This window comes from Paenibacillus sp. MAH-35, assembly GCF_058135425.1.
This window is the reverse complement of the sequence record NZ_JBYUPU010000002.1, coordinates 269,395-292,975: the sequence shown is the minus strand read 5'-3', so window position 1 is coordinate 292,975 and position 23,581 is coordinate 269,395. Positions and strand designations below refer to the sequence as shown.

General features: G+C 53.1%; 18 protein-coding genes. 12 read left to right on the top strand and 6 right to left on the bottom strand.

What is annotated here, in order from left to right; genetic code table 11:
* Positions 1-1,155: 1,155 nt before the first annotated feature.
* Positions 1,156-2,199, top strand: a complete 1,044-nt coding sequence (gene aroF / locus AC3Y2E_RS02985; protein WP_379206976.1) for a 3-deoxy-7-phosphoheptulonate synthase — start codon at positions 1,156-1,158, stop codon at positions 2,197-2,199.
* A gap of 87 nt (positions 2,200-2,286) precedes the next feature.
* Here the strand turns inward: aroF and AC3Y2E_RS02980 are convergent, their stop codons facing one another.
* On the bottom strand, positions 2,287-3,063 hold the full coding sequence (locus AC3Y2E_RS02980; RefSeq protein ID WP_379206974.1) for a DUF4183 domain-containing protein: 777 nt from the start codon (positions 3,061-3,063) through the stop codon (positions 2,287-2,289).
* 291 nt (positions 3,064-3,354) lie between these two features.
* Between AC3Y2E_RS02980 and glnA the strand changes: the two genes are divergently transcribed.
* The 3 genes from glnA (at position 3,355) to AC3Y2E_RS02965 (ending at position 6,925) form a co-directional block, all read left to right on the top strand.
* The gene (gene glnA / locus AC3Y2E_RS02975; RefSeq protein ID WP_190931372.1) at positions 3,355-4,779 is read left to right on the top strand and encodes a type I glutamate--ammonia ligase; all 1,425 of its coding nucleotides are present in this window, start codon (positions 3,355-3,357) and stop codon (positions 4,777-4,779) included.
* Positions 4,780-4,951: 172 nt separating this feature from the next.
* Positions 4,952-5,242, top strand: coding sequence for a hypothetical protein (locus AC3Y2E_RS02970; protein ID WP_379206971.1), 291 nt, complete (start codon positions 4,952-4,954; stop codon positions 5,240-5,242).
* 312 nt (positions 5,243-5,554) lie between these two features.
* A complete protein-coding gene (locus tag AC3Y2E_RS02965; RefSeq protein ID WP_379206969.1) occupies positions 5,555-6,925 on the top strand; it encodes a hypothetical protein in 1,371 nt (456 codons plus the stop codon).
* Between the two features lie 92 nt (positions 6,926-7,017).
* On the opposite strand, the gene AC3Y2E_RS02960 is transcribed toward AC3Y2E_RS02965, so the two are convergent.
* Positions 7,018-7,629: an acetylglutamate kinase gene (locus AC3Y2E_RS02960; RefSeq protein WP_379206966.1), complete on the bottom strand. Its 612-nt coding sequence runs from the start codon at positions 7,627-7,629 to the stop codon at positions 7,018-7,020.
* A 195-nt stretch (positions 7,630-7,824) separates the two neighbouring features.
* Between AC3Y2E_RS02960 and AC3Y2E_RS02955 the strand changes: the two genes are divergently transcribed.
* The 3 genes from AC3Y2E_RS02955 (at position 7,825) to AC3Y2E_RS02945 (ending at position 12,977) form a co-directional block, all read left to right on the top strand.
* The gene (locus AC3Y2E_RS02955) at positions 7,825-10,158 is read left to right on the top strand and encodes a S9 family peptidase (RefSeq protein WP_379206964.1); all 2,334 of its coding nucleotides are present in this window, start codon (positions 7,825-7,827) and stop codon (positions 10,156-10,158) included.
* Positions 10,159-10,354: 196 nt separating this feature from the next.
* Positions 10,355-11,671, top strand: coding sequence for a DUF1800 domain-containing protein (locus AC3Y2E_RS02950; RefSeq protein ID WP_379206962.1), 1,317 nt, complete (start codon positions 10,355-10,357; stop codon positions 11,669-11,671).
* Positions 11,672-11,729: 58 nt separating this feature from the next.
* Entirely contained in the window at positions 11,730-12,977 is a 1,248-nt protein-coding gene (locus AC3Y2E_RS02945) for a DUF1501 domain-containing protein (RefSeq protein WP_379206960.1), read from the top strand.
* Positions 12,978-13,089: 112 nt separating this feature from the next.
* On the opposite strand, the gene AC3Y2E_RS02940 is transcribed toward AC3Y2E_RS02945, so the two are convergent.
* Positions 13,090-13,401, bottom strand: coding sequence for a hypothetical protein (locus AC3Y2E_RS02940; RefSeq protein WP_379206958.1), 312 nt, complete (start codon positions 13,399-13,401; stop codon positions 13,090-13,092).
* 242 nt (positions 13,402-13,643) lie between these two features.
* On the opposite strand from AC3Y2E_RS02940, the gene AC3Y2E_RS02935 reads away from it, so the two are divergent.
* Entirely contained in the window at positions 13,644-13,787 is a 144-nt protein-coding gene (locus AC3Y2E_RS02935; RefSeq protein WP_190931366.1) for a hypothetical protein, read from the top strand.
* A gap of 299 nt (positions 13,788-14,086) precedes the next feature.
* On the opposite strand, the gene AC3Y2E_RS02930 is transcribed toward AC3Y2E_RS02935, so the two are convergent.
* From AC3Y2E_RS02930 to AC3Y2E_RS02920, 3 genes are all read right to left on the bottom strand, one after another.
* Positions 14,087-15,460, bottom strand: coding sequence for a sensor histidine kinase (locus AC3Y2E_RS02930; protein WP_379206955.1), 1,374 nt, complete (start codon positions 15,458-15,460; stop codon positions 14,087-14,089).
* Complete coding sequence (locus tag AC3Y2E_RS02925; protein ID WP_379206953.1) at positions 15,457-16,149, bottom strand: response regulator transcription factor; 693 nt, start codon at positions 16,147-16,149, stop codon at positions 15,457-15,459. Before AC3Y2E_RS02925 ends, AC3Y2E_RS02930 begins: the two co-directional genes overlap by 4 nt.
* A gap of 86 nt (positions 16,150-16,235) precedes the next feature.
* On the bottom strand, positions 16,236-17,129 hold the full coding sequence (locus AC3Y2E_RS02920) for a hypothetical protein (RefSeq protein ID WP_379206951.1): 894 nt from the start codon (positions 17,127-17,129) through the stop codon (positions 16,236-16,238).
* A gap of 380 nt (positions 17,130-17,509) precedes the next feature.
* Between AC3Y2E_RS02920 and AC3Y2E_RS02915 the strand changes: the two genes are divergently transcribed.
* From AC3Y2E_RS02915 to AC3Y2E_RS02900, 4 genes are all read left to right on the top strand, one after another.
* A complete protein-coding gene (locus AC3Y2E_RS02915) occupies positions 17,510-19,120 on the top strand; it encodes an extracellular solute-binding protein (protein ID WP_379206949.1) in 1,611 nt (536 codons plus the stop codon).
* Positions 19,121-19,358: 238 nt separating this feature from the next.
* Complete coding sequence (locus AC3Y2E_RS02910) at positions 19,359-20,324, top strand: ABC transporter permease (RefSeq protein WP_379206947.1); 966 nt, start codon at positions 19,359-19,361, stop codon at positions 20,322-20,324.
* Positions 20,318-21,193 carry a carbohydrate ABC transporter permease gene (locus AC3Y2E_RS02905; RefSeq protein WP_190931362.1) on the top strand — a complete coding sequence of 292 codons (876 nt, stop codon included), beginning with the start codon at positions 20,318-20,320 and terminating at the stop codon, positions 21,191-21,193. Before AC3Y2E_RS02910 ends, AC3Y2E_RS02905 begins: the two co-directional genes overlap by 7 nt.
* Before the next feature lie 71 nt (positions 21,194-21,264).
* The gene (locus tag AC3Y2E_RS02900) at positions 21,265-23,565 is read left to right on the top strand and encodes a helix-turn-helix domain-containing protein (protein ID WP_379206944.1); all 2,301 of its coding nucleotides are present in this window, start codon (positions 21,265-21,267) and stop codon (positions 23,563-23,565) included.
* The last annotated feature ends 16 nt before the right edge of the window (positions 23,566-23,581 follow it).

The window sequence follows — 23,581 nt, the reverse complement described above, 5'->3', positions numbered from 1 at the left end:
AGAAGAAGGTAACTTTTCACTTGGAACGGCCTTTCTAACACCTCTACTCAATGAATCGACAGCCTCATGGTGGAGGTTATTTCGCTAAAAAACAGTTTTTTTAAATGTAACGGTCACCACAGCGCTTATTTACTCCGAACCGCCTCTAAAAGTAACATTTCCCAGCAAATAGTTGCATCCATGTCCGTTAGAAAACAAATGGATCGAAATTCACCGTAATAACGACCGGTGTGTCCGTTAGAGTTCTTGTTCTCTGCCAGAAAGTTTAAGTTCTTTACCGCGCTAATTATGAAGGGGAAGGGGTTTCCTCACTTGGCGTTAGATTAGAGAACGTATACTACTCAGGTTCGATGACTAACGAATCGGATCGTGCTTATGGCTGAAAAACGACGTTATTCCAGACGTAACGAATCTGGGCATCGTTATCGAACCGAAAGTGGAAAACCATACAAGAGTTCGAATACGCTGCGTTTAGAAGCTTTTCTTATTGAGAATCCGTTCTGATTCCGATACCGATTCTTTCGTGCGATGGTGGCTGCGCAGAGACCCTGCCGTTACTCCCTTCTGCGTAAGACGACGACGATAGTTGCTAGAAGGTGAAGATGAAACGACGGATTCTGTGGATAAATGAAGTGAAAACTGTGGACGTAATGTGGACAAGTGAATAATTCCGGGGATAAGTGGCCGATTCGCTCCATTTTTCAACAAAAATCCATTCACATGTTGATAAGTTTTTTGAATTTGTGCGCAATTATATGAATTCGTCTCTACCTTCGCGGAAGCGGCATTCCTAACATGCTTCAGACCGGTTGAAAGTAAGCGGTCGGAGAAGTCTCGTTTCCGTTTGGCGTAAAGGAAACAACCTCTTTCAAGTAGTCCATCGGTAGAATGTGCAAGAGGAAGAAGGGAGCTCTTGAAGTGAATAGCTGAGCTGGGATGCGAATTCTGCGCACAAAGTCATTTACCCTTTGAAGAATAAACGCTCCGGGAAAAAGGGGGTTGACGGAAAGCCTGTTTATCTTGTATAGTTGCTTTAACGATTAAAAGCATAAAAGCTTAAAAGCGAATACGCGTTGAAGCGTCTAAGTGCGAATAAGCTTGCCGAATCCGGCATTTCGGACGGACACAAAGACAACCAGGGGAGAGGGATTTATTATGATCGCAATTGCATCCAACAAAGTTTCCGACGAGCGCATCGCCGAGATTGTCCAGCATATCGAGAAGCACGGCGTGCAAGCACACGTATCCAAAGGAACGGACCAGACCGTTATCGGCATTATCGGCAAAGCCGACCCGAAGCTCGCTGAACAGCTCCGCCAAATGTCCGGAATCGACAACGTCATCAAGATCTCCAAGTCCTACAAGCTGGCGAGCCGCGATTTCCATCCGGACAATACGGTCATCGAGATGAAAGGCGTACGCATCGGCGGCGGCGAGCTCGTCGTGATGGGCGGACCTTGCGCGGTGGAGACGCCGGAGCAGATCGACGAGATCGCCCGTCTCGTGAAGGCGGCAGGCGGTCAAGTGCTGCGCGGCGGCGCGTTCAAGCCGAGAACCGGTCCTTACAGCTTCCAAGGCGTGGGCGTGGAAGGACTCGAGATGATGGCGGAAGCAGGACGGAAGCACGGGCTGCTGACGATCACCGAGGTAATGACTCCCGAATATGTCGATGTATGCGCAGAACACGCGGACATTCTCCAGGTCGGAACACGCAATATGCAAAACTTCGACTTGCTTCGCAAGCTGGGCACGATCCAGACGCCGGTGCTGCTGAAGCGCGGATTCAGCGCCACTTACGACGAGTTCCTGAACGCAGCGGAATACATTCTCGCAGGCGGCAACCCGAACGTGATGCTTTGCGAGCGCGGCATCCGCACGTTTGAGACGTACACCCGGAACACGCTCGATCTGACCGCGATTCCGGTATTGCAGCAGCTCAGCCATCTTCCGGTCATTTCCGACCCGAGCCACGGCACCGGACGCCGCGAGCTGGTCGAGACGATGTGCAAAGCTTCGGTAGCGGCAGGCGCAGACGGCTTGATCGTCGAGATGCATACCGATCCGGACAATTCGATGACAGGAGACGGCGTACAGTCGCTGTTCCCGGATCAATTCGCGAAACTGCTTCAGGATCTTGAGAAGCTGGCACCGCTGTGCGGCAAAACGTTCGAAACGAAAAAAGAACCGATTCACGCTTAATAGCGGCCCGAATAACAAGAAACCTCCAATACCACGGTACGACTGTGGATTGGAGGTTTTTTCTGCGCTGCCTGCATACGGAAGCAATCACGTATTGACCGTAATAATTGGAGCGGAGGCGGTCGGCGGCGTCAGAGTGGAATCGGCCGCAGAAGCTACGAATTGAACGACGACCGGAGAGGTGGAACTGATCTGGTCTCCGTCCGCAATCTCGATCTGGCTGGTCGTAATCGTCGAGAGTCCGTTTTGCTGCAGCACACCGTTGATATACAAGTTGTAGTAGCCGAGGTTGTCGGGGAAGGCAGTAACCGACGTACCGGTGTCATCCACAAAAGCGGTGGCAAGTATGGTCAAGGTCGTATCGTCCAGCGTTCCGGCGGAAGCCAGGGCGACATATTGGGAGGAGGAGGCGGTGACAGTCGTGTCGACATCGCCTCCGGATAACGTCGGCTGGCTGGAAGTGGCGGTAATTGACAGTTTGATCAGGCTGGCTGGCATAGGTTCACCCCCTTTCCGAAGTTTACGTTTGCGTATGGGGCTGCGCTTTGATGTGCGGCGTTTTCTTTTTTTGCTTGATTTGCCCGTTATCCGTATGAACTGAAGCACGATCGGGGCGCCTTCCGGAGGAAGCTCCTTGCTTAGAAACGTAAGCTTGCCGTCCCGGACCGTATACATGCAATCCGGCTGGATGACCCCGTTCACGTATAAACTGATGTAAGAGACCCGCCTCGGGTCGCGAATCCGGTTCGCCTGGAACGAAGGGCTTGCATCCTTGTTCGTATACACTCTCCGGCAGCCGTCCGATACAGCGCAATAATAACAGCTTCTGGCTGTCCATCTCCGCTTCAGCGTTGTCACCCCCACTCGGTTCAAACCGTATGTAAGCAGCGTCACTACCATTCATATAGTGGATGCAAAAGCTGCTCAAACGGTATGGACGCTAATCCGGCCCCGTTAAACATTTTTGGAGTTTGACGAAAATGTGAACGGAAACGCTTTCGATGTAAACATACCTGACATGAGATTAAAAAATACCTTACATAAGTATTGACGCTGTTTTTGTCGAGTCGTATAATAAGGACCATAAACAATCCAAAACTTGAACAATGACCGGTGGAAATGCGGAGAATGTTCGGAAATAGGGAGGCTTTTAACATGTCTGTCCAAAATGTGCTCCATCTGATTAAGGAAAAAAATATCGAATGGGTCGATTTCCGGTTTATCGGATTGTCGGGAAAAGCTCAACACATCAGCTTGCCGGCGAGCGAGGTGGACGAAGCTACTTTCCAAAACGGAGTCGCTTTTGACGGTTCTTCCATCCCGGGTTTCCGCGGAATCGCAGAATCTGACATGGTTATGATGCCGGATACCGAGACGGCTTACGTAGATCCTTTCACCGCACATCCTACGTTGATCATTATGTGTGACATCCATACGCCGGACGGCGAACGTTATGACCGCGACCCGCGTTCGATCGCCCAGAAGGCTGAAGAATATTTGCAGAAGTCCGGTGTAGGCACGACGGCGTTTTTCGCACCGGAATCCGAATTCTTTATTTTTGACGATGTCCGTTTCGAAAACGGCATGAACAAATCGTACTTCGAGGTGGATTCCGAGGAAGCGGCATGGAACTCCGGCCGCAAGGAAGAAGGCGGCAACCTGGGCTTCAAAGTGCCGGTCAAAGGCGGATACGTTCCGGTCGCACCGATGGATAAGCAGCAAGATATCCGCAGTGAAATGTGCCGGTTGATGGCAGAAGCGGGCCTTCGCATCGAGCGCCATCATCACGAAGTGGCGACTGCCGGCCAAGCCGAGATCAACTTCCGTTTCGATACGCTGACCAAGACGGCAGACAATCTGCTTAAATATAAATATATCGTGCACAACACCGCTCACCAGTACGGCAAAGTGGCAACGTTTATGCCGAAGCCGCTGTTCGGCGACAATGGGTCCGGCATGCACGTTCATATGTCGATTTTTGACGGCGATACTCCTTTGTTCTATGAAAAAGGCGCTTATGCTAACCTGAGCGAAATGGCGATGTATTACATCGGCGGCGTGCTGCACCATGCTCCGGCTCTGATCGCCCTGACGAACCCGAGCACCAACTCGTTCAAACGTCTCGTTCCTGGCTACGAAGCTCCGGTTAACCTTGTATTCTCCAAAGGCAACCGTTCCGCAGCGGTCCGGATTCCGATCGCAGCCGTTACGCCGAAAGGATGCCGCATCGAGTTCCGTACGCCGGACTCCACAGCGAACCCGTACCTGGCTTTCGCCGCTATGCTGCTGGCCGGTCTGGACGGCATTCAGAACAAGATCGACCCTCGCAAGCTGGGTTACGGTCCGTTCGATACGAACATTTACGAGCTGTCGGATGCAGAGAAAAACGAAATCCGCAGCGTACCGGCAACGCTCGACGACGCGCTGGACGCGCTCGAAGCCGACAATGAGTTTTTGACGCAAGGCGGCGTATTCTCCAAGGACTTCATCAATAACTATATCGAATACAAGCGCGGCGAAGCCAAATCGGTCAACATCCGCATTCATCCTCAAGAATATTCGTTGTACTTCGACTGCTAATCGTATTGTCGCTTTTTGCCTCCGGCGGGTTTCCGCCGGGGGTTTTCGCTTTTTGTGCTTCACGGTGAAGCAGGAGCAAGCGGCAAGCGATGTTGCGGCAGAAAGGCCGCATATTTCCAGCCCGGCCGGCTAACAATAACGGGAGCAGCTGTGAGCGAAGGAGGGGATTGGCTTGTTCGAACCGCAAAACGATCGGGCGCAGCGTACCGAAAAGTTCGCCACCGACGATGGGTGGATGGAGGACCTGGATGCATCCGAAGATAGAGATGTTATATCGGATAACGAGGCTTACGATAATGCCGAGACGTTTGGCGAGGTGCTGCGGCAATATGCGGATACGGTAGCTTTCGTGAATGTGCTGTATCCGGATCAGATGGACGTCGGCGAAGCCGAAGAAGCGTTCGAGGACGGATTGGCCGGGGAAGACGACGAAGGCGGCGAAAACGGGACGGAACGAGGCTGATGCAGCTGGAAGATGCGTTCCGAATCCGAAATGACTGGAGAAACAAGCGAAAGCCGGGCGGAGATAACGGCCAGTACCGTTATTCGTCCGGTTTTTTTGGTGTTTTGGAATGAAACCGTTTGCCGTTGCCAGACTGCCAAAACACACCCTGCTGACCAGAGACCCGAGTCGTATCCGTTACTGGACTAAGGTCCTGCTGGAAAAACAATCCCTGGTCCGATTTTCCGGAAGCCGTAATTCTCTAAGATAAAGAAGGAGAGAGACAACATACAAAAAGATAAAAAAATAAAAGAAGGATAGGGTGGAGTTGTTATGAAAGCATTAAAGATGGTAAAGAAAACGGTAGTAGTCGGAGGATTGGCGGCGGCGATGATGTTCGGCACAGCGGTGTCCGGCTTCGGAGGTTCGGCATTTGCGGCCGAAGTGAAGTCGCAAGTAAACTATCAACAAGTAGTCGATCAAAACTTATCGTTTGTGATCGGTCATGTCGCTTCGATCGCCGACCGGGAAGATTATTCGATTCGCGATGCGCTTAGCCAGGGGCAAAGCCTCGTTCAAGCTTCCGGACTGACCAGTCAGGAACTGCTGAACCGGCTCGTAGAGTCGATGAACCAGTCGATTGATTTTGCGGCACGCAACGACAAGGACATCGAGAAGGACGACTTGAACCGGATCAAGTCCGAAGCGGCCGGCAAGCTGTCCACGATCATTAATACGAACGGATACGACGATACGAAATATAGCAAGGTAGATTACGATAAAATAGTAAAAAGAGAGCTGTCGTCCGTCGTTATCCTCGTCTCGGCTTATGCCGACAAGCAGGACAGTGTGATCCGCGATGCGCTGCAGGAAGGCAAAACACTCGTAGAAGCTTCGGGCCTGAAGCACGGGGAACTGCTCGACAAGCTGAAAGCTTCGATCAGCCAGTCGATTGATTTTGCAGCCAAAAACGACAAGACGACAACGAAGGAACAGCTGAATGAAATCAAGTCGAAAGCGGCCTCCGAATTGTCCAAAATCATCTCGACGAACGGTTATGACGATTCGACGTATGACGCTGTCGAGACCGATTATACCAAGCTGGCGGAGAAGGAGCTGTCCTATACGGTTATCCGCGTATCCGCTTATGCCGACAAGAAGGACAGCGAGATCCGCGATGCGCTGCGGCAAGGTAAAACGCTCGTCGAGGCATCGGGCCTGAAGCACGGGGAATTGCTTGACAAGCTGACCGCATCGCTGAACCAATCGATCGATTTTGCAGCCAAAAACGATAAATCGGTTGAAGCGGAAGAGATAAGCCGAATCAAATCCGAAGCGGCGGGCAAGCTGTCGAAAATCATTACAACGAACGGATACGACGATCGTGCGGCGGCCGCCAAGGTCGATTACAAGAAGCTGGTGGAAAAAGAGCTGTCATATACAGCCATTCGCGTGTCGGCTCAAGCCGATAAGGATTACAGCACAATCGTCGATGCGCTGCAAAATGGCAAAACGCTCGTAGAAGCATCCGGACTGAAGCATGAAGACTTGCTGAAGCAGCTGATCGAGTCGCTGAATCAATCGATCGATTTCGCAGCCAAAAACGATAAGACGGTCACAGCCGAAGAGCTGAACCGGATCAAATCCGAGGCAACGGGCAAGCTGTCGACGATCCTGTCGACGAGCGGCGGCTACACAGGTTAATCGCAACGATATAACAGACGTCAAAGACGCTGCCAAAACCACCATAGGGGTGGGGATGGAGGCGTCTTTTTCTGTGCTGCTCTTATTCCGGATCAATGCATAAAGGCAGAAGGGAATTGCTGGAGAATTCCTCTTGTCATCACGTCGGCCATGTCGAGCGCCTGCGCCTGAATCGAATCGCCCAAGGCGACATTTTCCGCATAGTTTTTGGCTAAACGGGAGGACACTTCTTGGGTAAGCAGCTTCAAATGCTCATTCATCATGGTTTGCCATTCCGCTTTGGACCAATACGGATTAATGTGGCTTAAGAAGATTGCGATCTCGTCTGCGTTGGCGAACCAGCGCTTGTTTGCATCGGCGGCCGCCTCGGTATTGCCGGCTTGAAGTGCCTTTACGAGCTCGGCGGCTATCGTGAGATGGGCCCGTAGCAGTTCGGCGAACCGGGACGCTATAGCCGGTCCGTACAAAGGTTGAAGCGCGGCTCCGAAATCGTCGGCGTTTCTAAGAAGCCGCTTCGTCGTCTCGGCTTCGTCCGGAAGGCGGTCAATGATGCTGTTGATCGTAAGTCGCGTCCAGAACACATGCTGTTCCCACAAAGCCCGGAGGTTCTGGTTAAGCTCGACCGCCGCCGGTGTCCAGACCAGCGCAGGGGCCTGCCTGAAAGCGTAAGGATAATAGATTGGGGAATAATCGTACCTATTCACGCCGTATCTCCTTTGCATATTCTTCTGCAGTATATAGCCGATCACCCATTTTCGTGCATGCGCATTGCCTTGTTTCTTATCCGTATAAAAATAGTAATCGGGAAAGGTTTGACAAAAGAAAATTCCGTGTATATACTGTGTATATTAATATATAGAGTATACACATTCATTTGAACCTAAGAAAGAGGGATAACCGTGAAGAAAAAGCTCGTGTCCGCCGCTTTATGCGCCGTAATGGCTGTATCGATCTCCGTATCGGCCTATGCAAACGAAGGAGACCCGGCTGCCGTCTGGTACGAAAGCAGCTCGCAAAGTCTCGTCCAAAAAGGAATTTATAAAGCGGATGCCGATTATGAAGCAACCGTACCGGTTAAGCAATTTATCGATTACGCTCTATCGGCGATTACTTATCAGCACGGCTCGGAATCGATGAGACGGCAAATTGCGGAGAGCTGGGTCCGCGAGGATGAGCTTGCTAATCAAGAAGCCCCGATCAAGCGCGGGGAAATTGCCCGCATCCTGGTCCGCGCTCTCGGCAAGGAAGACGGAGAGAACAGCTTGACCGACTATACGGCGTCGGCTTATAAGCTCGGCCTGTTGACTGGGTATCCGGACGGAAGTTTACGGGAGAACCGGGAAGCTACCCTGGCGGAAGTTTCCGTGATGCTGGACAACTACAAGAAGGTGAGCGGAGCAAGTATCACTAACACGGGCGTCGCTCCGATCTCCGTCAAAGATTTTATGAGAAACCCCGGCAGTTTCGGCTACGAGATGTCCCCTGACGGCAACTATATTTCTTACAAAGCCGAATGGGAGAAGCGCTCCAATGTGTTCGTCAGGAAGATGGACGGAAGCAGCGAGCCGGTCCGGGTAACGAGCTCGTCGGACCGCGATATCGCCGCGTTTTTCTGGAAAGGCGATCAAGTGTTGTATATGAAAGATCAAGGCGGGGACGAGAACTTCCATATCTATTCCTCCAGCTTCGGAGGAAGCGAGGAGAAGGACCTGACTCCGTACAAAGGTGTCAAGGTCACGCCGCTTAGCATGCTGTCGAACGTCAAGGATGAGATCCTGATCATGATGAATAAAGAAGAGCCGACCCGGATGGACGTGTATAAGCTTCATGTGAAGACCGGGGAAACGAAGCTGGTCGCCAAAAACCCGGGAGCGGTTCAGACGTGGATCGCCGATCATAGCGGCGCGATCCGGCTTGCGGTAGCGACGGACGGCGTAGTCGGCGCGGTTCTGTACCGTGATACGGAGGAGGAAGAGTTTAAGCCTTTCATCTCGCTTGAAGCGGGAGAAACGATATTTCCGATCGCCTTCACGAAAGACAATCAATCGATCTACGCGTTGTCCAACAAAGGCCGGGATAAGATCGAGCTGGTGAAACTGGATTTGAAGGCAAACGAAAACGTGCTGTTCTCGAATCCGGATGTCGATATTACGGGCGCCTACTACGATTCGAAGCGCGATCAGCTGCTTTACACCGCTTATATGACGGATAAGCTGTACTATCAATTTTTCGATGAGGCGTTCGAAGCACAGTTCAGGAAGGTTCAATCGAAGCTGAAAGTTAGCGAAAGCGAAGTTGGAATTACGGATTACAATGAGGATATGACCAAGTTTATCGTGGCGATGTCGAGCGACAAAACTTACGGAACTTATTATTACTACGATTCCGTCACGGATCAGCTGACCGAACTTGCGAACCTGAGTCCATGGCTCAAGCCGGACCAGCTTGCCGACATGCACCCGATCTCGTATACCAGCCGGGACGGGCTGACGATTAACGGCTATTTGACGCTGCCCCGCAACAAAAAGGCGGAGAACCTTCCATTGATCGTCAATCCGCACGGAGGACCGTGGCTGCGCGACGTATGGGGCTACAATCCGGAAGTACAGCTGCTGGCCAACCGCGGATATGCCGTGCTTCAAGTGAACTTCAGATCGTCGACCGGGTATGGCAAAGCGTTTTTGGATGCGGGAGATAAAGAATGGGGCCTGAAAATTCAGGACGATATCACCGACGGCGTACAATGGGCGATTCAACAAGGAATTGCCGATCCGGAGCGTATCGGAATATATGGCGCTTCCTTTGGCGGATATGCAACCTTGGCAGGAATTACGTTTACGCCGGACCTGTATGCGGCGGCTGTAGATTATGTGGGCGTATCTAATATTTTCACGCTGCTGGAGACGCTGCCTCCTTACTGGGAGTCGATGCGCAATATGTTTTACGAAAGAGTCGGGCATCCGGAGAAGGACAAGGAGCTGCTTAAGGCCGCATCGCCGGTATTCCATGCCGACCGTATCGTCACTCCGCTGTTCGTGGCCCAAGGCGCTAACGACCCTCGCGTCAATAAAGCCGAGTCCGACCAGATCGTGGAAGCGCTCCGGAACCGGGGCGTGGAAGTGGAATACATGGTGAAGGAAAACGAAGGCCACGGCTTCTACAACGAGGAAAACAAAATTGATTTTTACAGCGCGATGGTCCGTTTTTTTGACAGCCACCTGAAGGCGGAGTAAGGCTGGCGGGATTGAACCGAATTACGGCGGCGGCTTTCGGGCGGCGGACGTTGTGCGTACGATTTATATAGAAAGGGCGGTTCCTTACGGGGGACCGCCTTTTTCGGTTCCTTTTTGCCTAAAGAATCGTTGAAAGTCATTTTTTTGTAACAATTTGGTTGTAATCTAAAGGGTAAGTGTGTGGAGGAGGGAGCTTATGGGAGAACTTTGGGCGGAAAACGAGGCGGTGCACTTGCTGAGCAGGGCAACCTTCCACGTATCGCCGGAAGATGTGCAGGCGGCACTTGCTCTCGGAAAAGAAGAAACGGTGCGTCGGCTGATCGCAGGGGAACCCATTCACGGTGAAAAGGTTCAACTGCCGCCGATCGAAGAAGTTATGGCGGACGGTAAAGAACTGAAGGCGGACAACATCACCGATCAGCAAACGTACTGGCTGTACCGGATGACGGTAAGCGGAGAGCCGCTCGTGGAAAAAATGACGCTGTTTTGGCACAACCATTTTGCCACGTCGTACCGGAAGGTGGACTACACGGAGCTTATACGAAACCAAAACGATCTGTTCCGCTCGCTGGCGCTGGGCAACTTCCGCAAATTGGTGCTTCAGATCGGACAAGACCCGGCGATGATGCTTTGGCTCGATTCCAACAGTAATAAGAAAGGCACGCCGAACGAAAATTACGCCCGCGAAGTGATGGAGTTGTTCACGCTTGGGATCGGCAATTATACAGAGGAAGATGTTCGGGAAGCGGCGCGTGCCTTTACTGGCTGGCATTTTGAACGTAAGGACGCGAAAGTGCAATTTTACAAGAAAAATCATGATGACGGTTTGAAGAAGGTTCTAGGCGAGACAGGCAACTTCAATGAACAAACGGTTGTAGATGTTTTGTTCCGGCAGGAGGCGCTTGCTCCTTATATGGCGCGTAAGCTGCTCGAATATTTCGGCACCGCGAGCCCGCCCGAAGCATGGGTGAACGAGGTGGCAGCAGACTTTGCCGCGAAGGAAACGATAGGAGAAGTGCTTCAATCGCTTTTTCTGTCGGACGAGTTCTATAAACCGGAATATCGGCTCACGATTGTAAAGTCGCCCGCGGAGTACGTAGCCGGTATTATCAAGGCGCTTGATCTCCCGATCTCCAAAAGCTTCATTAATACGATGCGCAAAATGGGGCAGGAGCTTTATATGCCGCCTGATGTGAACGGTTGGGAAGGCGGCGCAGACTGGCTGATCGCGAGTTCGCTGCTGGCGCGTTCCCAATTTGCCGAATCGATCGCCAGCCGCGTCAAAAACGCCATGTACCAATCGGAAGCATATACGCCCGTACGTAAAGATCAGGCTGAAGCTTGGGTAGACCTGTGGAGCCGCAATACCGGACTGTGGGGACTCGGAGAACGAAGCCGGGGCGTGCTGGCCAAATATGCGGACGATACATTCGTACATGCTTCCACCAATACAAGCGGAATGCGCGGACTGCTTCAATTGATACTGGTTTGTCCGGAAGCCCAGATGAAGTGAAACGGGCGGTTAGCCTTGTTGCAAATCCGAAGGGGAGCCTAAGAAGGAGGCGATATTCATGAAAATGTCCAGAAGGGAGTTTATCGTGAGAGGATCGGCTCTGTTCGCCACGCTCGGGCTGGGAGGACCGCTGCTGTTCTCTCCGTCCGGCGAAGCGCAGGTCCTTGAACCTAATAAAGAAGAGGGCGGCGAATCTACCGTGCTGGTCGTTATTCAGTTGTCCGGCGGCAACGACGGGATCAATACGCTTATCCCGTACGGTCAGGGCGTATACTACGATTCCCGCTCGACGCTCGCTCTGAAGGAGAGCGAGGTGCTGCATCTCGACGGGAAGTCCGGGCTTCATCCGAGTCTGCAAGGACTGCACCGGATGTACGAGGCCGGGAAGCTGGCGATCGTCCAGGGCGTCGGATATCCGAATCCCGACCGGTCGCATTTCCGTTCGATGGATATCTGGCAAACGGCTGAGCCGGACAAGTTCATTAAGGAAGGCTGGCTCGGCCGTTACGTCGAATCGTCGCTCGGCGGCAACCGCAATCCGCTGAAGGCGATTCAGATCGGAAATATCGCCAATAAGGCGTTCGAGTCGGCTACCGTGAACGCGCCGGTCATCCAATCGATCGAATCGTACCAATTGCTGCTCGACCCCAAAGCGCCGAAGATTGAATTTAACCGGCTCGCCCAGTCGTTTCTCGATATGTACGATCCGAAGCGCCAAGGGGTTCATCTGCAGGTCGCCTGCAGGAGGGGCGCGGAAGCTTACGAAAGCGTAGTGGCGATCCAAGAACTCGCATCGGCTTACAAACACAAAGTGGAGTATCCGAAAACGGCAATCGCCAAAGATTTGAAGGTGGCCGCCCAACTGCTCGCCGGAGGGTCCGGCACCCGCGTCTTCTACACGCAGCTAGGCGGCTTCGATGATCACGCGGACGAGAAGGAGCAGCATGCCAAGCTGCTCCAGGAGCTGGACGAGGCGGTTACCGCCTTTTACTCCGATCTGGAGGAGCAAGGTCTCGCGGGCAAGGTGGTTACACTCGCGTTCTCCGAGTTCGGGCGCCGGGTGAAGGAGAACGGAAGCGGCGGCACCGATCATGGCACGGCCGGACCGGTATTCGTCATGGGAGGCGGGGTGAAGGGCGGGATGTACGGCGTATATCCGAGCCTGGAACGACTCGATGCCCACGGGGATTTGAAGCATGAGGTCGATTTCCGCTCGGTGTATTATACGCTCGTAGACCGCTGGCTGCAGGGAGATGCGAAAAGCACGCTTGGCAAGTCGTACGAGACGCTCGGATTTTTGGCGTAAGCAGCGGACAAGCAAAAGGAGCACCGGCGAGAAAGGTGCTCCTTTTTTGTGTATGCAAATGGTTAACACTCCATGGTACAGCGCAGTAGCGAAACGATTGCGTCTTGCAATCTTACAGCCAGTCCTCGCATTCCTCGGTCCAATTGCCGGGGGTCAGGACAGGCTTGCGAAGAAATACGCTCGGCACATGCTTGTTATAATCGCTGATCCGGTTATTAATCGTGTTGAGCCGTTCGGCGAAATCTTCGGGGAGCGCATGTGCGGTCTCGGCCAGCAGTTGCTCCAGTCCGGCGCGAATGTCATGCTGCAGCTTCAGCCATAGCGGAAAATCGCAGGCATTTTTGCATTCGGTATAAAACGGATCGAAATCGTTCGTATCGGCTGTACGGTGCGGTTGATATTGAAGATCGGTTAAGGCTTCCATCCGGTTCCCTCCTCATACACATAAGAACTTCCGCGGTTGATTTCATTATAACCCGCCGGCTGCCGTCCGAACGATTCCCGGTATGGCGAATTAAAGACAACTTTATGTCCGATTTATGAAATGAAGGATATGCGGCTTTAGAGTGATTTATGCCCTGAACGTCCAGCCCTGACCGCCGACTGTGTATAGCACCGCCTCCGGCAGTGCATCCTAACGGTTGGAACGGCAGGAGGTGAATTCCATTGGCGAGCGAACATGTCAAGCAGCAGGCGCAGAAAATTGTCGAGAGCTGCGGCAAGCTGCAAAATATGACGACCGATGAAGCGATCCGCAACGAGTTATCGAAAATCAAGCAATGCTGCCAGTCGATCGAAAGCCAGATCTGACAGCAGAGGCGGTTTGACGACGATCAGTCGGAGGATGGCAGACGGCGACGGAAGATGACTGACGGAAGACGAAAGAGCAAGGACGAAAGACGAAAGAGCAAGGACGGATGACGAAAGACGAAGAAGCCCGCGGGACATGTGTCCCCCGGGTTTTTTCGTAATATAATTGCATCCTCTGCATAAAGGTGGTGGGAAAGTAACAAATAAGGGTGGTTTGACACGCTAACACGAAGCTTGCCAACCAGAAGCTTGCCAACCAGAAGCCCGCGCCAACCGAAGCTCGCCACATGACGGCCCGTCTAACCGAAAGTGACCCGGAACTCCACGCCTTCCGCCGTATTAACGGCCGTAACGGAAGCTTGATGCAGATCGGCGATCCTTTTCACGATGGCGAGTCCAAGTCCGAATTCGCCGTGTTGGCCCTTGCGGAATTCTCCGAACAATCCGGCCAGCAAGTCCGGCTCGATGGGAGGGCCGTCGTTGCGGACCTTGAACAAACCTCCCCCGCCCCCCGGTCCGACGGCTTCGGTCGATACCGAGATGCCGGAAGCGGCATAGCGGATCTGATTATCCAACATATTTTCCAGCGCGATCGTCCACTGCTCCCGGTCCCCCCGCACGGTAAGCGGATCAAGCCGCAGCGACCATTCCAGCTCCGGCCGCTTCCAGCGAAGACGTTCGACGACCTCCTCCGCCAAACGGTCGAGGCGGACCGTTTCCAGCCGCACCTGTTTTTGAGTCGACAAGTAGTCCAGCTTGGTCAGATAAAGCAGTGAGCGAATCCGCTTCTCCAGCCGTTCCGCCTCCTGATCGATCACGTCGACGGACGTCTGCAGGTCGCCCTTCGGGTAGATGCCGTCCTGAATCGACTGCGCATAGCTGCGAATGACCATGACCGGCGTTTTCAGCTCATGAGAAATATGCTGTAAAAACGACTGCTTCGTCTCGTCCTGCCGGAGAAGCTGCCGGCGGGTTTGCTCCATGGAGACCGCGAGCCGGCCGATCTCGTCCTTGCGGTCCAGTTCGATCGGCTCTTTCCAGTTCCGGTCGGCGATATGTTTGACGTAGCTTTCGAGCTTTACGAGCGGGCGCGACAAATATTTGGCCAGCCACAAAGCCGGAATCCAGCTGAACAGCATAATCAGCCCGAGGATGAGAAAAAGCCGGAACGACAGCTCGCGGACAAGCTTGTTGCGGTGAGCGTCCCACATGTACGACATGACGTATAGCTTCGTTCCCCTGTACGATTCGGAACGGATGACATAAAACAAATTCTCGTTATTCAGCGCATGCGAGTAACGCTGGATCTGCGACGTCTGCGACCGGGCTTCGGCAATCAGCTGCTGGCGGAAATCGGCGGTCAACGTCGCGAGGTTCGGCGCCATCTTGCCGTCGTCGGTGATTAGCACATGCCGGACGGTGCGGATATTGAGCTGCTGCTGGTCGCGCTCGACCGTATTCGAGCCTTCGAGCCACCGGTCCGCCAAGCGGTCCTGCTGCCTTCCCGCAAACAAAGAATTTTGAGCGTCTTCGATCGTATTGTAAATTTCTCTTGTAAAAAAATCGCCGAGAAACAGCGGGATCACGACCAGAATGAGCAGCGTAATTCCCGACGTAATGCCGGCGATGACGAGCCAGATTTGTACAAACAGCGGTTTGTTTTTCAAGTTCACAGCTGCACCATCCTGTACCCGTAACCGTATATCGTCTCGAGGCGAAGCTCGGGCAGCTTCTTGCGGATTCGGCGGACGAGATCGTCGACGACCCGGTCGGTGCCGAAATAGTCCTCGCCCCATACCTGGTTCAGCAGCTGTTCGCGGGCAAACGCTTGTCCCGGGTTGCGGGCCATGAACAGGACGAAGTCGAACTCTTTGGACGTCAGCTCGATATTCTCGTCCCGGAGGTAGACCAGTCTTCTGCTCTCGTCGATCCGGTAAGGGGCGATCTCGATTGCGCTTCCGATAACCGGCTGCCCACGGGATCGGGGTAGAGGCAGACTGTAAATGCGCTCAAGCAGCTTGCGCGTCCGGATCACCAGTTCCCTCGGCAAAAACGGCTTCGCCAAATAGTCGTCGCTGCCCATCTCCAGCCCGATGACCCGATCGAGATCCGCGTCCCTCGCCGATATAAAAATAACGGGAATACCCGGAGAATCGGCCTTAATCGCGCGTATAAGCTGGAACCCGTCCAGATCGGGGAGCATGATATCCAAAATCCACAGGTGAGGTCTCAGGGAAATGGCGGCAAGAGCGTCTTCCCCGTTGTAGAAGCTGTGTACGTGCCAGCCTTCCTTTTGCAAATAGGTGGTGAGCACCTGGTTCAAGTTCTGTTCGTCCTCTACGAGATGGATGCGGAACGACATAGGGAACCTTCTCCTTCCGGGCGTTGGCTGCTTTCATTATAACATGGAAAAGGGACGCTTTCGGGCGTCCCCACTCCTAATCGAATTTACAGCAATGAGACCGACGCTCCGCCGGATTTAGGCGCTTTCCAGCTTTGCGTCTGAGCTTCGCTTTGGCTGCCGCTGTCGTTTTGCGAGCCGGCTTTGCCGCGTTCCTTCATTTTTGGCGCTTGCGGCTGAACCTGCTGGCCGGTTGCTTTCGTTTTCAACTCCGCCACCTTGGCGGCAAGCTGTGTATTGGACTGCTTCACATCTTCGAGAAGCTTCGCCAGAGCGGCGCGGATGCCGTCGGCATTATCCGCCTTGATCGCGTCGGTCAGCTCCTGGCGGTTAGCCCGCGATGCTTGCGCAGCGGCGGGGTCTCCCTCAAGCGCCGTGCCCGGAACGATTTTTTTGATGTCTTTGCCCAAAGACATCGCTCCGTCCTTCATCTGCTCGCGAAGCTGCTCCTTGGTTAATTCGCCGCTTTCGAGCTTTTGTTTGAGCTCGTCCTGCTTGGCTTTCATCTGCTCTTTCAGTTCGTCCCTTTGCGCTTGCAAAGCGTCGTGTACGCCTTGATCCTGAAGCAGCGTTTGCAGCTCCTGATTGAGCGTTCCCTGCTCCGTCAAAGCCGCCTTCCAGCTGTCCAGCGTATCCGGCGCATATTTCTCTGCCAGCAGCTCCATATATTTATGCTGATTAACGGAATCGCCGCCGATCAAATGTTTGCCGCCTTTCTGGATTGCGAAACCTTCGTGACCGAAGCCGCCGCGTCCTTTGCCGAAGCTTTTAGGGTCCTTACCGCCCGGCTTGGCCGGTGCCGTGCTGTTCGTTCCTGACGTTGAGCCGGAAGAATCGGATTGGCCGTTCTGCTCGGCGGCGTATGCGGCTGCCGGAATAAGCAAGGCTAGTGCCAGTGTGGCGGGAAGTATCGTCTTTTTCCAGTTCGTCAACAGTTTCATTGTCGTTCCTCCTTGTAGTTCGTATAGGTGTTCCGTAGACTACACTCACAGCATACAGGCAAATTGAGGGAGAAAAATGAAAAGATTGTGGGAAATTGTGAAAAGAAAAAAACGAGCCGGGCTGGCCGGTTTTGCTTGCGTCATTTGCTTATTTTCTACCTTATTAGCATTTTCCACTTCCTGAAATGCCTACTGCTGCAACGGTTTTGAGGTTTTCGCAAGGAGAGTGGCGAAAAAACGAACGATGTTGAAAACGCTTTATTTACTACCGGCGAAAGCGCTCTATAATGGGGGATATGCGACCGAAGTTGCATACAGGGGGAAGCAGGAACTACCGATAACGGGTTCCGAAGCCATGTTAAAAAGGAGGAGTCGGGTATATGGCGGGAATGAAAAAAGCTCCGCTTGTGCTGGCGATGTCGCTGGCCGCATCGATCGTAGCGGGGTGCGGAGGCAAAACCGAGGAAGTTAAGCAGCCGGCGGCAGGGGGAACGGCGGAGCCGAAGCCAAACGCGGCGGCAGCCGATTACGGGGATACCGGGGGAATCAAGCTGCCGATCGTCAGTACGCCAACTACGCTGACGTGGATGCTGGTCAGCGATAATCCGAACTTGGGCGATTCGATGGTCGTGAAAGAAATCGAGAAACGTACGGGCATTAAATTGGATATTCAGGCGTATTCAGCCCAGACGTTTAAAGACAAGCTGAAGGTCGTGGTCGCTTCCGGCAAGCTTCCGGATATTTTCCACGGACAGACGCAGGCGGAAATTAATAAGATGGGCGGTCAGGGAGCGCTGACGCCGATCAACTCCTACTTGAATCAGCTGCCTAACTTCAAGAAGCTGTATGTCGATACGGCGGAGAACAACTGGATCATGAAATCGTGGTCGGACGAGAAAAACAATATGTATTCTTGGCCGATCTACGGGCTCAACCGTGACGTCAACCACGGCTTCCTGTACCGCAAAGATATTTTCGACAAGATCAACATTAAAGAGTGGACGAATACGGACGAGTTTTACGCAGCGCTTAAGCAGTTGAAGGCGGCTTATCCGCAGTCTTACCCGTACGCCTCGAAGACGAAGGAAAACATATTCCGCGACTGGGCCTACGGCTGGGGCATCGGCGGCTCGGGCAGCCCGGCCTATTACGACGAGAAGGCGAAAACATGGAAGCTTGCGTTCACGTCGCCCGAATACAAAAATATGATCGACTTCATGAAGAAGCTGTACGACGAAGGACTGATGGACCCTGAATTTATAACCGATACCGACGCTTCCTGGACGGCCAAAATGACGACGAATAACAAATCGTTCGTAACGTTCGACTGGATCGGACGTCTGGATGCGTTCGCGAACCAGGTGAAGTCGCAAATTCCGGAATACAACCTGCGTTACGGCAATCCGGTCGGACCTACAGGCAATATCCGCAGCCTGCCGAAAATAAGCAACTTCGGCATCGTCGTGCCAAACGGCAAAAACAAAGAAATCGCCCTGAAGCTGCTCGACTATTTGACCAGCCCGTCGGGATCGTCGCTTGTCACAATGGGCATCGAGGGCCAAACGTTTAATCTGGCGAACGGCAAGCCGGTATATCCCGAGCTGAAAGATGTGGCCAATGTCGACATCAAGGCGCTCGAATCGAAATACGGCATGTGGCTGGAAGGGATGTACCTGCGTCCGGACAAACGGAGCGTATACTACAACTTCACGGAGAAGGAGCAGGAAGCGCAGGACAAAATCGTCAAGGCGAAAAAATTCGAAGCGGCCGATCCGGAGCTGAAGTTTACGGACGAGGAAACGAAAACGCTCGCAGAGCTCCGGGTTGCCATCGACAAGGCGGCGAACGAGTTCAGCACGAAATACGTCATGAAAAAAGAATTCGGCGAGGCGCAATGGAACGAATGGCTGCAAACGGCCGAAAAGCTCGGCGCGAAAAAGTTTATCGACGCCTACAATGCTGCGCAGAAACGGTACGACGAGACGAAGTAAGAGCAATTCTGCTGCGCTGACCGTTCGAAGGATTTCAAGGTCGAGACGTTTCGGTCCGAAGCGGCGGCTTGCGCTTAGCAGAACGGCATGCTTTTCAATGAAATCAGATACAGTCGGTCAGCGGCACCCGGATGGCGGCAATCGCCGGTTATAAGGTCAGACTTCGATCATGTTTCTTTTTCCATGCTCTGACTTTGTACGAATCCGGGTGTCCTGTTCTTGACCTGGGAGGAAGCCCATGCAAACGACACAGCCCGAGCTGGCTAGAGGGCGGAAGCAGAGCGCCCGGCACTCCCGGCTCGTTTCGGCTTGGCGGCATATGAAACGGGACCGGCAGCTCCTGATCTTATTTATTCCTTGCATCGTGTTTTACGCGTTGTTCCGGTACGGCCCGCTGTACGGACTTATCATCGCTTTTAAAGATTACAACGTCTATCAGGGCATACTCGGCAGCGAGTGGGTGGGACTGGAGCATTTCCGGAAGTTTTTTCACAGCCCCGACTTCTGGCTCTTGTTCAAAAACACGTTCCTGCTTGGCGTGTTCACGCTTTTCTGGGCATTTCCGTTCCCGATCCTGTTCGCGGTGATGCTGAACGAGGTGCGGAGCGTCAAATTCAAAAAGACAGTGCAAACGTTCAGCTATTTGCCGGCGTTTCTGTCCGTCGTCATTGTCAGCTCGATGATTATCGACTTTTTGTCCCCGACGCACGGCCTCGTTAACGAAGCACTAAAGGCGCTGGGATTGGAAGCGAAATATTTCCTCGCCGCTCCCGAATGGTTCCGGAGCATCTACGTCTCGTCCGAAATCTGGCAGCATATGGGCTACGAAGCGATCATCTACCTCGCGGCCATCGCCAGCATCGATCCGACGCTGTACGAAGCGGCGCGGGTGGATGGAGCAAGCCGGTTCCAGATGATGCGCTACATTACGATTCCGAGCATCATGCCGACCATACTGATCATGTTCATTATCAAATCGGGCTCGATGTTCCGGATCGGCTACGAGAAGGTGCTGCTGCTGTATAATCCGATGACCTACGAGGTGGCGGACGTATTCTCTACCTACGTCTACCGCAAAGGGCTGCTCGAGACGAACTACAGCTACGCGGCGGCGGTAGGGCTGTTCGAATCGGTGATCGCCCTGATCATGCTGCTGCTGTCGAATCGGATCAGCAAGCGGGCGGGAGGTCGGGGATTATGGTAAAAGGGGGAGCGCTAAGGCAGCGGTTTACGCCGTTTGATGCGGTGCTGGTCGTTGTATTAAGTCTTGTGGCGATCGTTACGGTATACCCGGTGCTGTTCATCGTGGCCGTCTCCTTTAGCGATACGGCGTACATCGTGCAAAACAAAGTGTTTTTGTGGCCGAAAGGGTTTAATATCGAGGCGTATAAGCAAATACTGGAAAACCCGAAAATCCCTCGCGCGTATTGGAATACGATCGTGTATACGGGGCTCGGGACGCTGATCAATCTGCTAATGACAGCCATCGCGGCATATCCTTTATCGAGACCCACCTTTTTCGGCAGAAAATGGTTTATGATCGCGATCGTGTTGACGATGTTTTTGACCGGGGGGATTATTCCGACTTATCTGATCGTGCAGAAGCTGCATCTGATCGATACGATGTGGGCGATCCTGCTGCCGAACGCCATTTGGACGATCGAGCTGTTGATCCTCAAAAGCTTCTTCGAATCGATGTCTCCGAGCTTGCGGGAATCGGCGGTTATCGACGGAGCCTCGGAATACCGCATTTTGGGCAGCATTATGATTCCGCTTTCGAAGCCGGCGCTTGCTTCCATCGGTTTGTTTTATTTTATGGGTCACTGGAACAGCTTCTTTATCCCGATGATTTATTTGAACGACACGTCGCTGTATCCGCTCCAGGTTGTGCTGCGCGACATGCTGTTTTTCGATACGGCACGCGAGACGGGGTTGATCGACCAGGCGACGCTCACGCCCCAGGCGTTAAAAAACGCGACGATTTTTATCTCCATGATTCCGGTGCTCCTCATCTATCCGTTCGCCCAGCGATATTTTGCCAAAGGGATCATGCTCGGCTCGGAGAAGGGATAACCGAGCTGCTGTCGAATATAGCGGAGAAGACGACGACTCGGGTTATCCCCGCGTAGGAATGGGGTGGCGCTTTGACCAAGCTCAGGATGATGAGAGTCAACAAAGGGCTTCTGCAAATCTTCTTAGCGCTGCTGCTTGTAGGGACGATCATGTTCGTATCCAACTATCTGGTATACAAAAATTCGCTCTCCGGAATCTATAATCAGGTCAGTGAAAACAACAAGCTGGTTGTTAAAAATATGATCCGCGTGTTCGACGACAGCTTCAAAGATATTAACGAACTTATATATGCGATCCAGTTGCTCCCGTACAACGCCTGGGAGGCGGAAGGCGAAGGCGCGCTGTCCATGCCGGATGCGTATATGACCTATACGAATATTAGGCTGCTGCTCTCCCCGATCGAATATATCGAGGAAGTGATCGTTTACCATCCAAGCTCGGATCTCGCGATCACGGCCGCCGGCACGATCCGGCTGTCGGAGTTGATCCGCAACGCCTACGGCAATTCGACTTACAGCGCCGACTACTGGAAGCTCCAGGCGAACGCCAAACATCCGCTGCGGGTATATCCGGCCGGCTGGTACGAGGATTCCGGACAATTCGGAGGAATGCGGCAGAAGCTCATTCCGGTGCTCGGCAGCAATCAGACGTCCAATATGAACGTCCTGATTTTTCTGAACAACGAGAAGCTGATGCAGCATGTCAACCAGCAGGCGATGATGCAGGGCACGTCGCTGATCGTAATGGATCAGGACCGCAATATCGTGCTGAATACAGAGGACAATTGGGATCTGGTCGACATGCTGGGCGAGCTTAGCATCGGAACCAAGCCGGAGGAGACGCTGACAAAGAAAGATTACGAGTACAACTTGTTCAAGTCCGACTATAACGGGTTTTTGTACATTAATAAATCGCCGTACCGGTTTGCCAATATGGAAGCGGTCACGGAAGTGAACCGGAACATTATGGCCGTGGCAATCGCCTGCGCGATTGTGCTGTCGGTGCTGCTCAGCTTTTATTTGTACCGGCCGGTGCGCAGCATCGTCAAGCTGGTCGGTCTGAGGGACCAGCGCGAAGCAGGCGCCGATTATCGGATTATCCGCAGCGGGATTGCGAAAATTCAGGAGGAAAACGTCCTGATCAAATCGCAGATGGATGTGTTTCTTGCAGAAATGCGCAAATCCGCCTTTTACAGCGCGCTTCTGGACGATTCTCCTTCCCGGGAAACCGAGCTGAGAATGCAGCAATATTTTGCGGAGTTTTATAAGGAGCCGAGTTTTGTGCTTGCCGTTATCGATCTTCGGAGGATAGGAGAGCGGGGGCAGGCGGAATCGATGAGACTGGAGGAGAAAGCGAAACGTTTGGAAAACGGGCTGCGCTTAGCTTTACGGAGGAGCGTTTGCGTATTCCCGATGACTGGACGCAGGCTGGTGGCGGTAATCGGACTCGCAGACGGAGCATCCCGCGATGCAGCGGTGAGGCAGTTGTCCAGCTTCGCTACGAAGGCGCAGCCGGATTGGTTGGGGGAAGATACAGCCGAGGCGGCGGTTTGTTGTGTCAGCCGCTTGTACGTTTCGGAGGCAGGCAACGTGCATAAAGCGTATCGCGAAGCGGAGGATGGCTTTTTATACCGCAACGTCCATTTGGACCGTCCGGTAATTGACGTTCAGACGATTCGTTATACGTGGAGGGTGCACGTCCCGTTATACGATATCGAGAAGGCGGCGCATTATCTTGTGACAGGAAATGAGACCGAATGCTGCCGGATGCTGAGCGACATTTTTGCGTGCAACGCGGAAAAGGAAATCCACTACCATCAGCTCGTGCCCGTTGCCAAAACGATGTTTTACAGGATGCTAAAATTGATGGAGACGGGGGAGGCGGAAACGTCCGAGATCATCGCCCTGGAGGCCGACTTTAACCGCAAGCTGCAATACTCCTATCGGCAGGAAGACATCCAAAAGGCGCTAATCGGAGCGGTTAAATTCATAGCGTCCAAAGCGAACCACGGCCCCAAAAGCAAACTCGACGCCGCATCCGTCGCCCAATATATCGAGCAGCATTACAGCGAAAACCTCCATCTCGACCATATGGCGGAGAAGCTGGAGACGACCCCGAAATATTTTTCCAACTACTTCAAAAAAACGTTCGGCATCAATTTTGTCGAATACGTAAACAAAGTTCGCCTGTCCCATGCGAAAGAGATGTTGAAGCACACCGATCTGCCCGTAGCCGACATTGGAGAGAAAACCGGCTATCTGAACTCCTCCACGTTTACGAGCACGTTCAAAAAGTATTACGGCATCTCTCCGAGCGAATACCGCCGCAACAAGCAGACTGATCCAGTCCCTTTGCAAAAAGCGAAGCAATGAACACTAATGTATACGA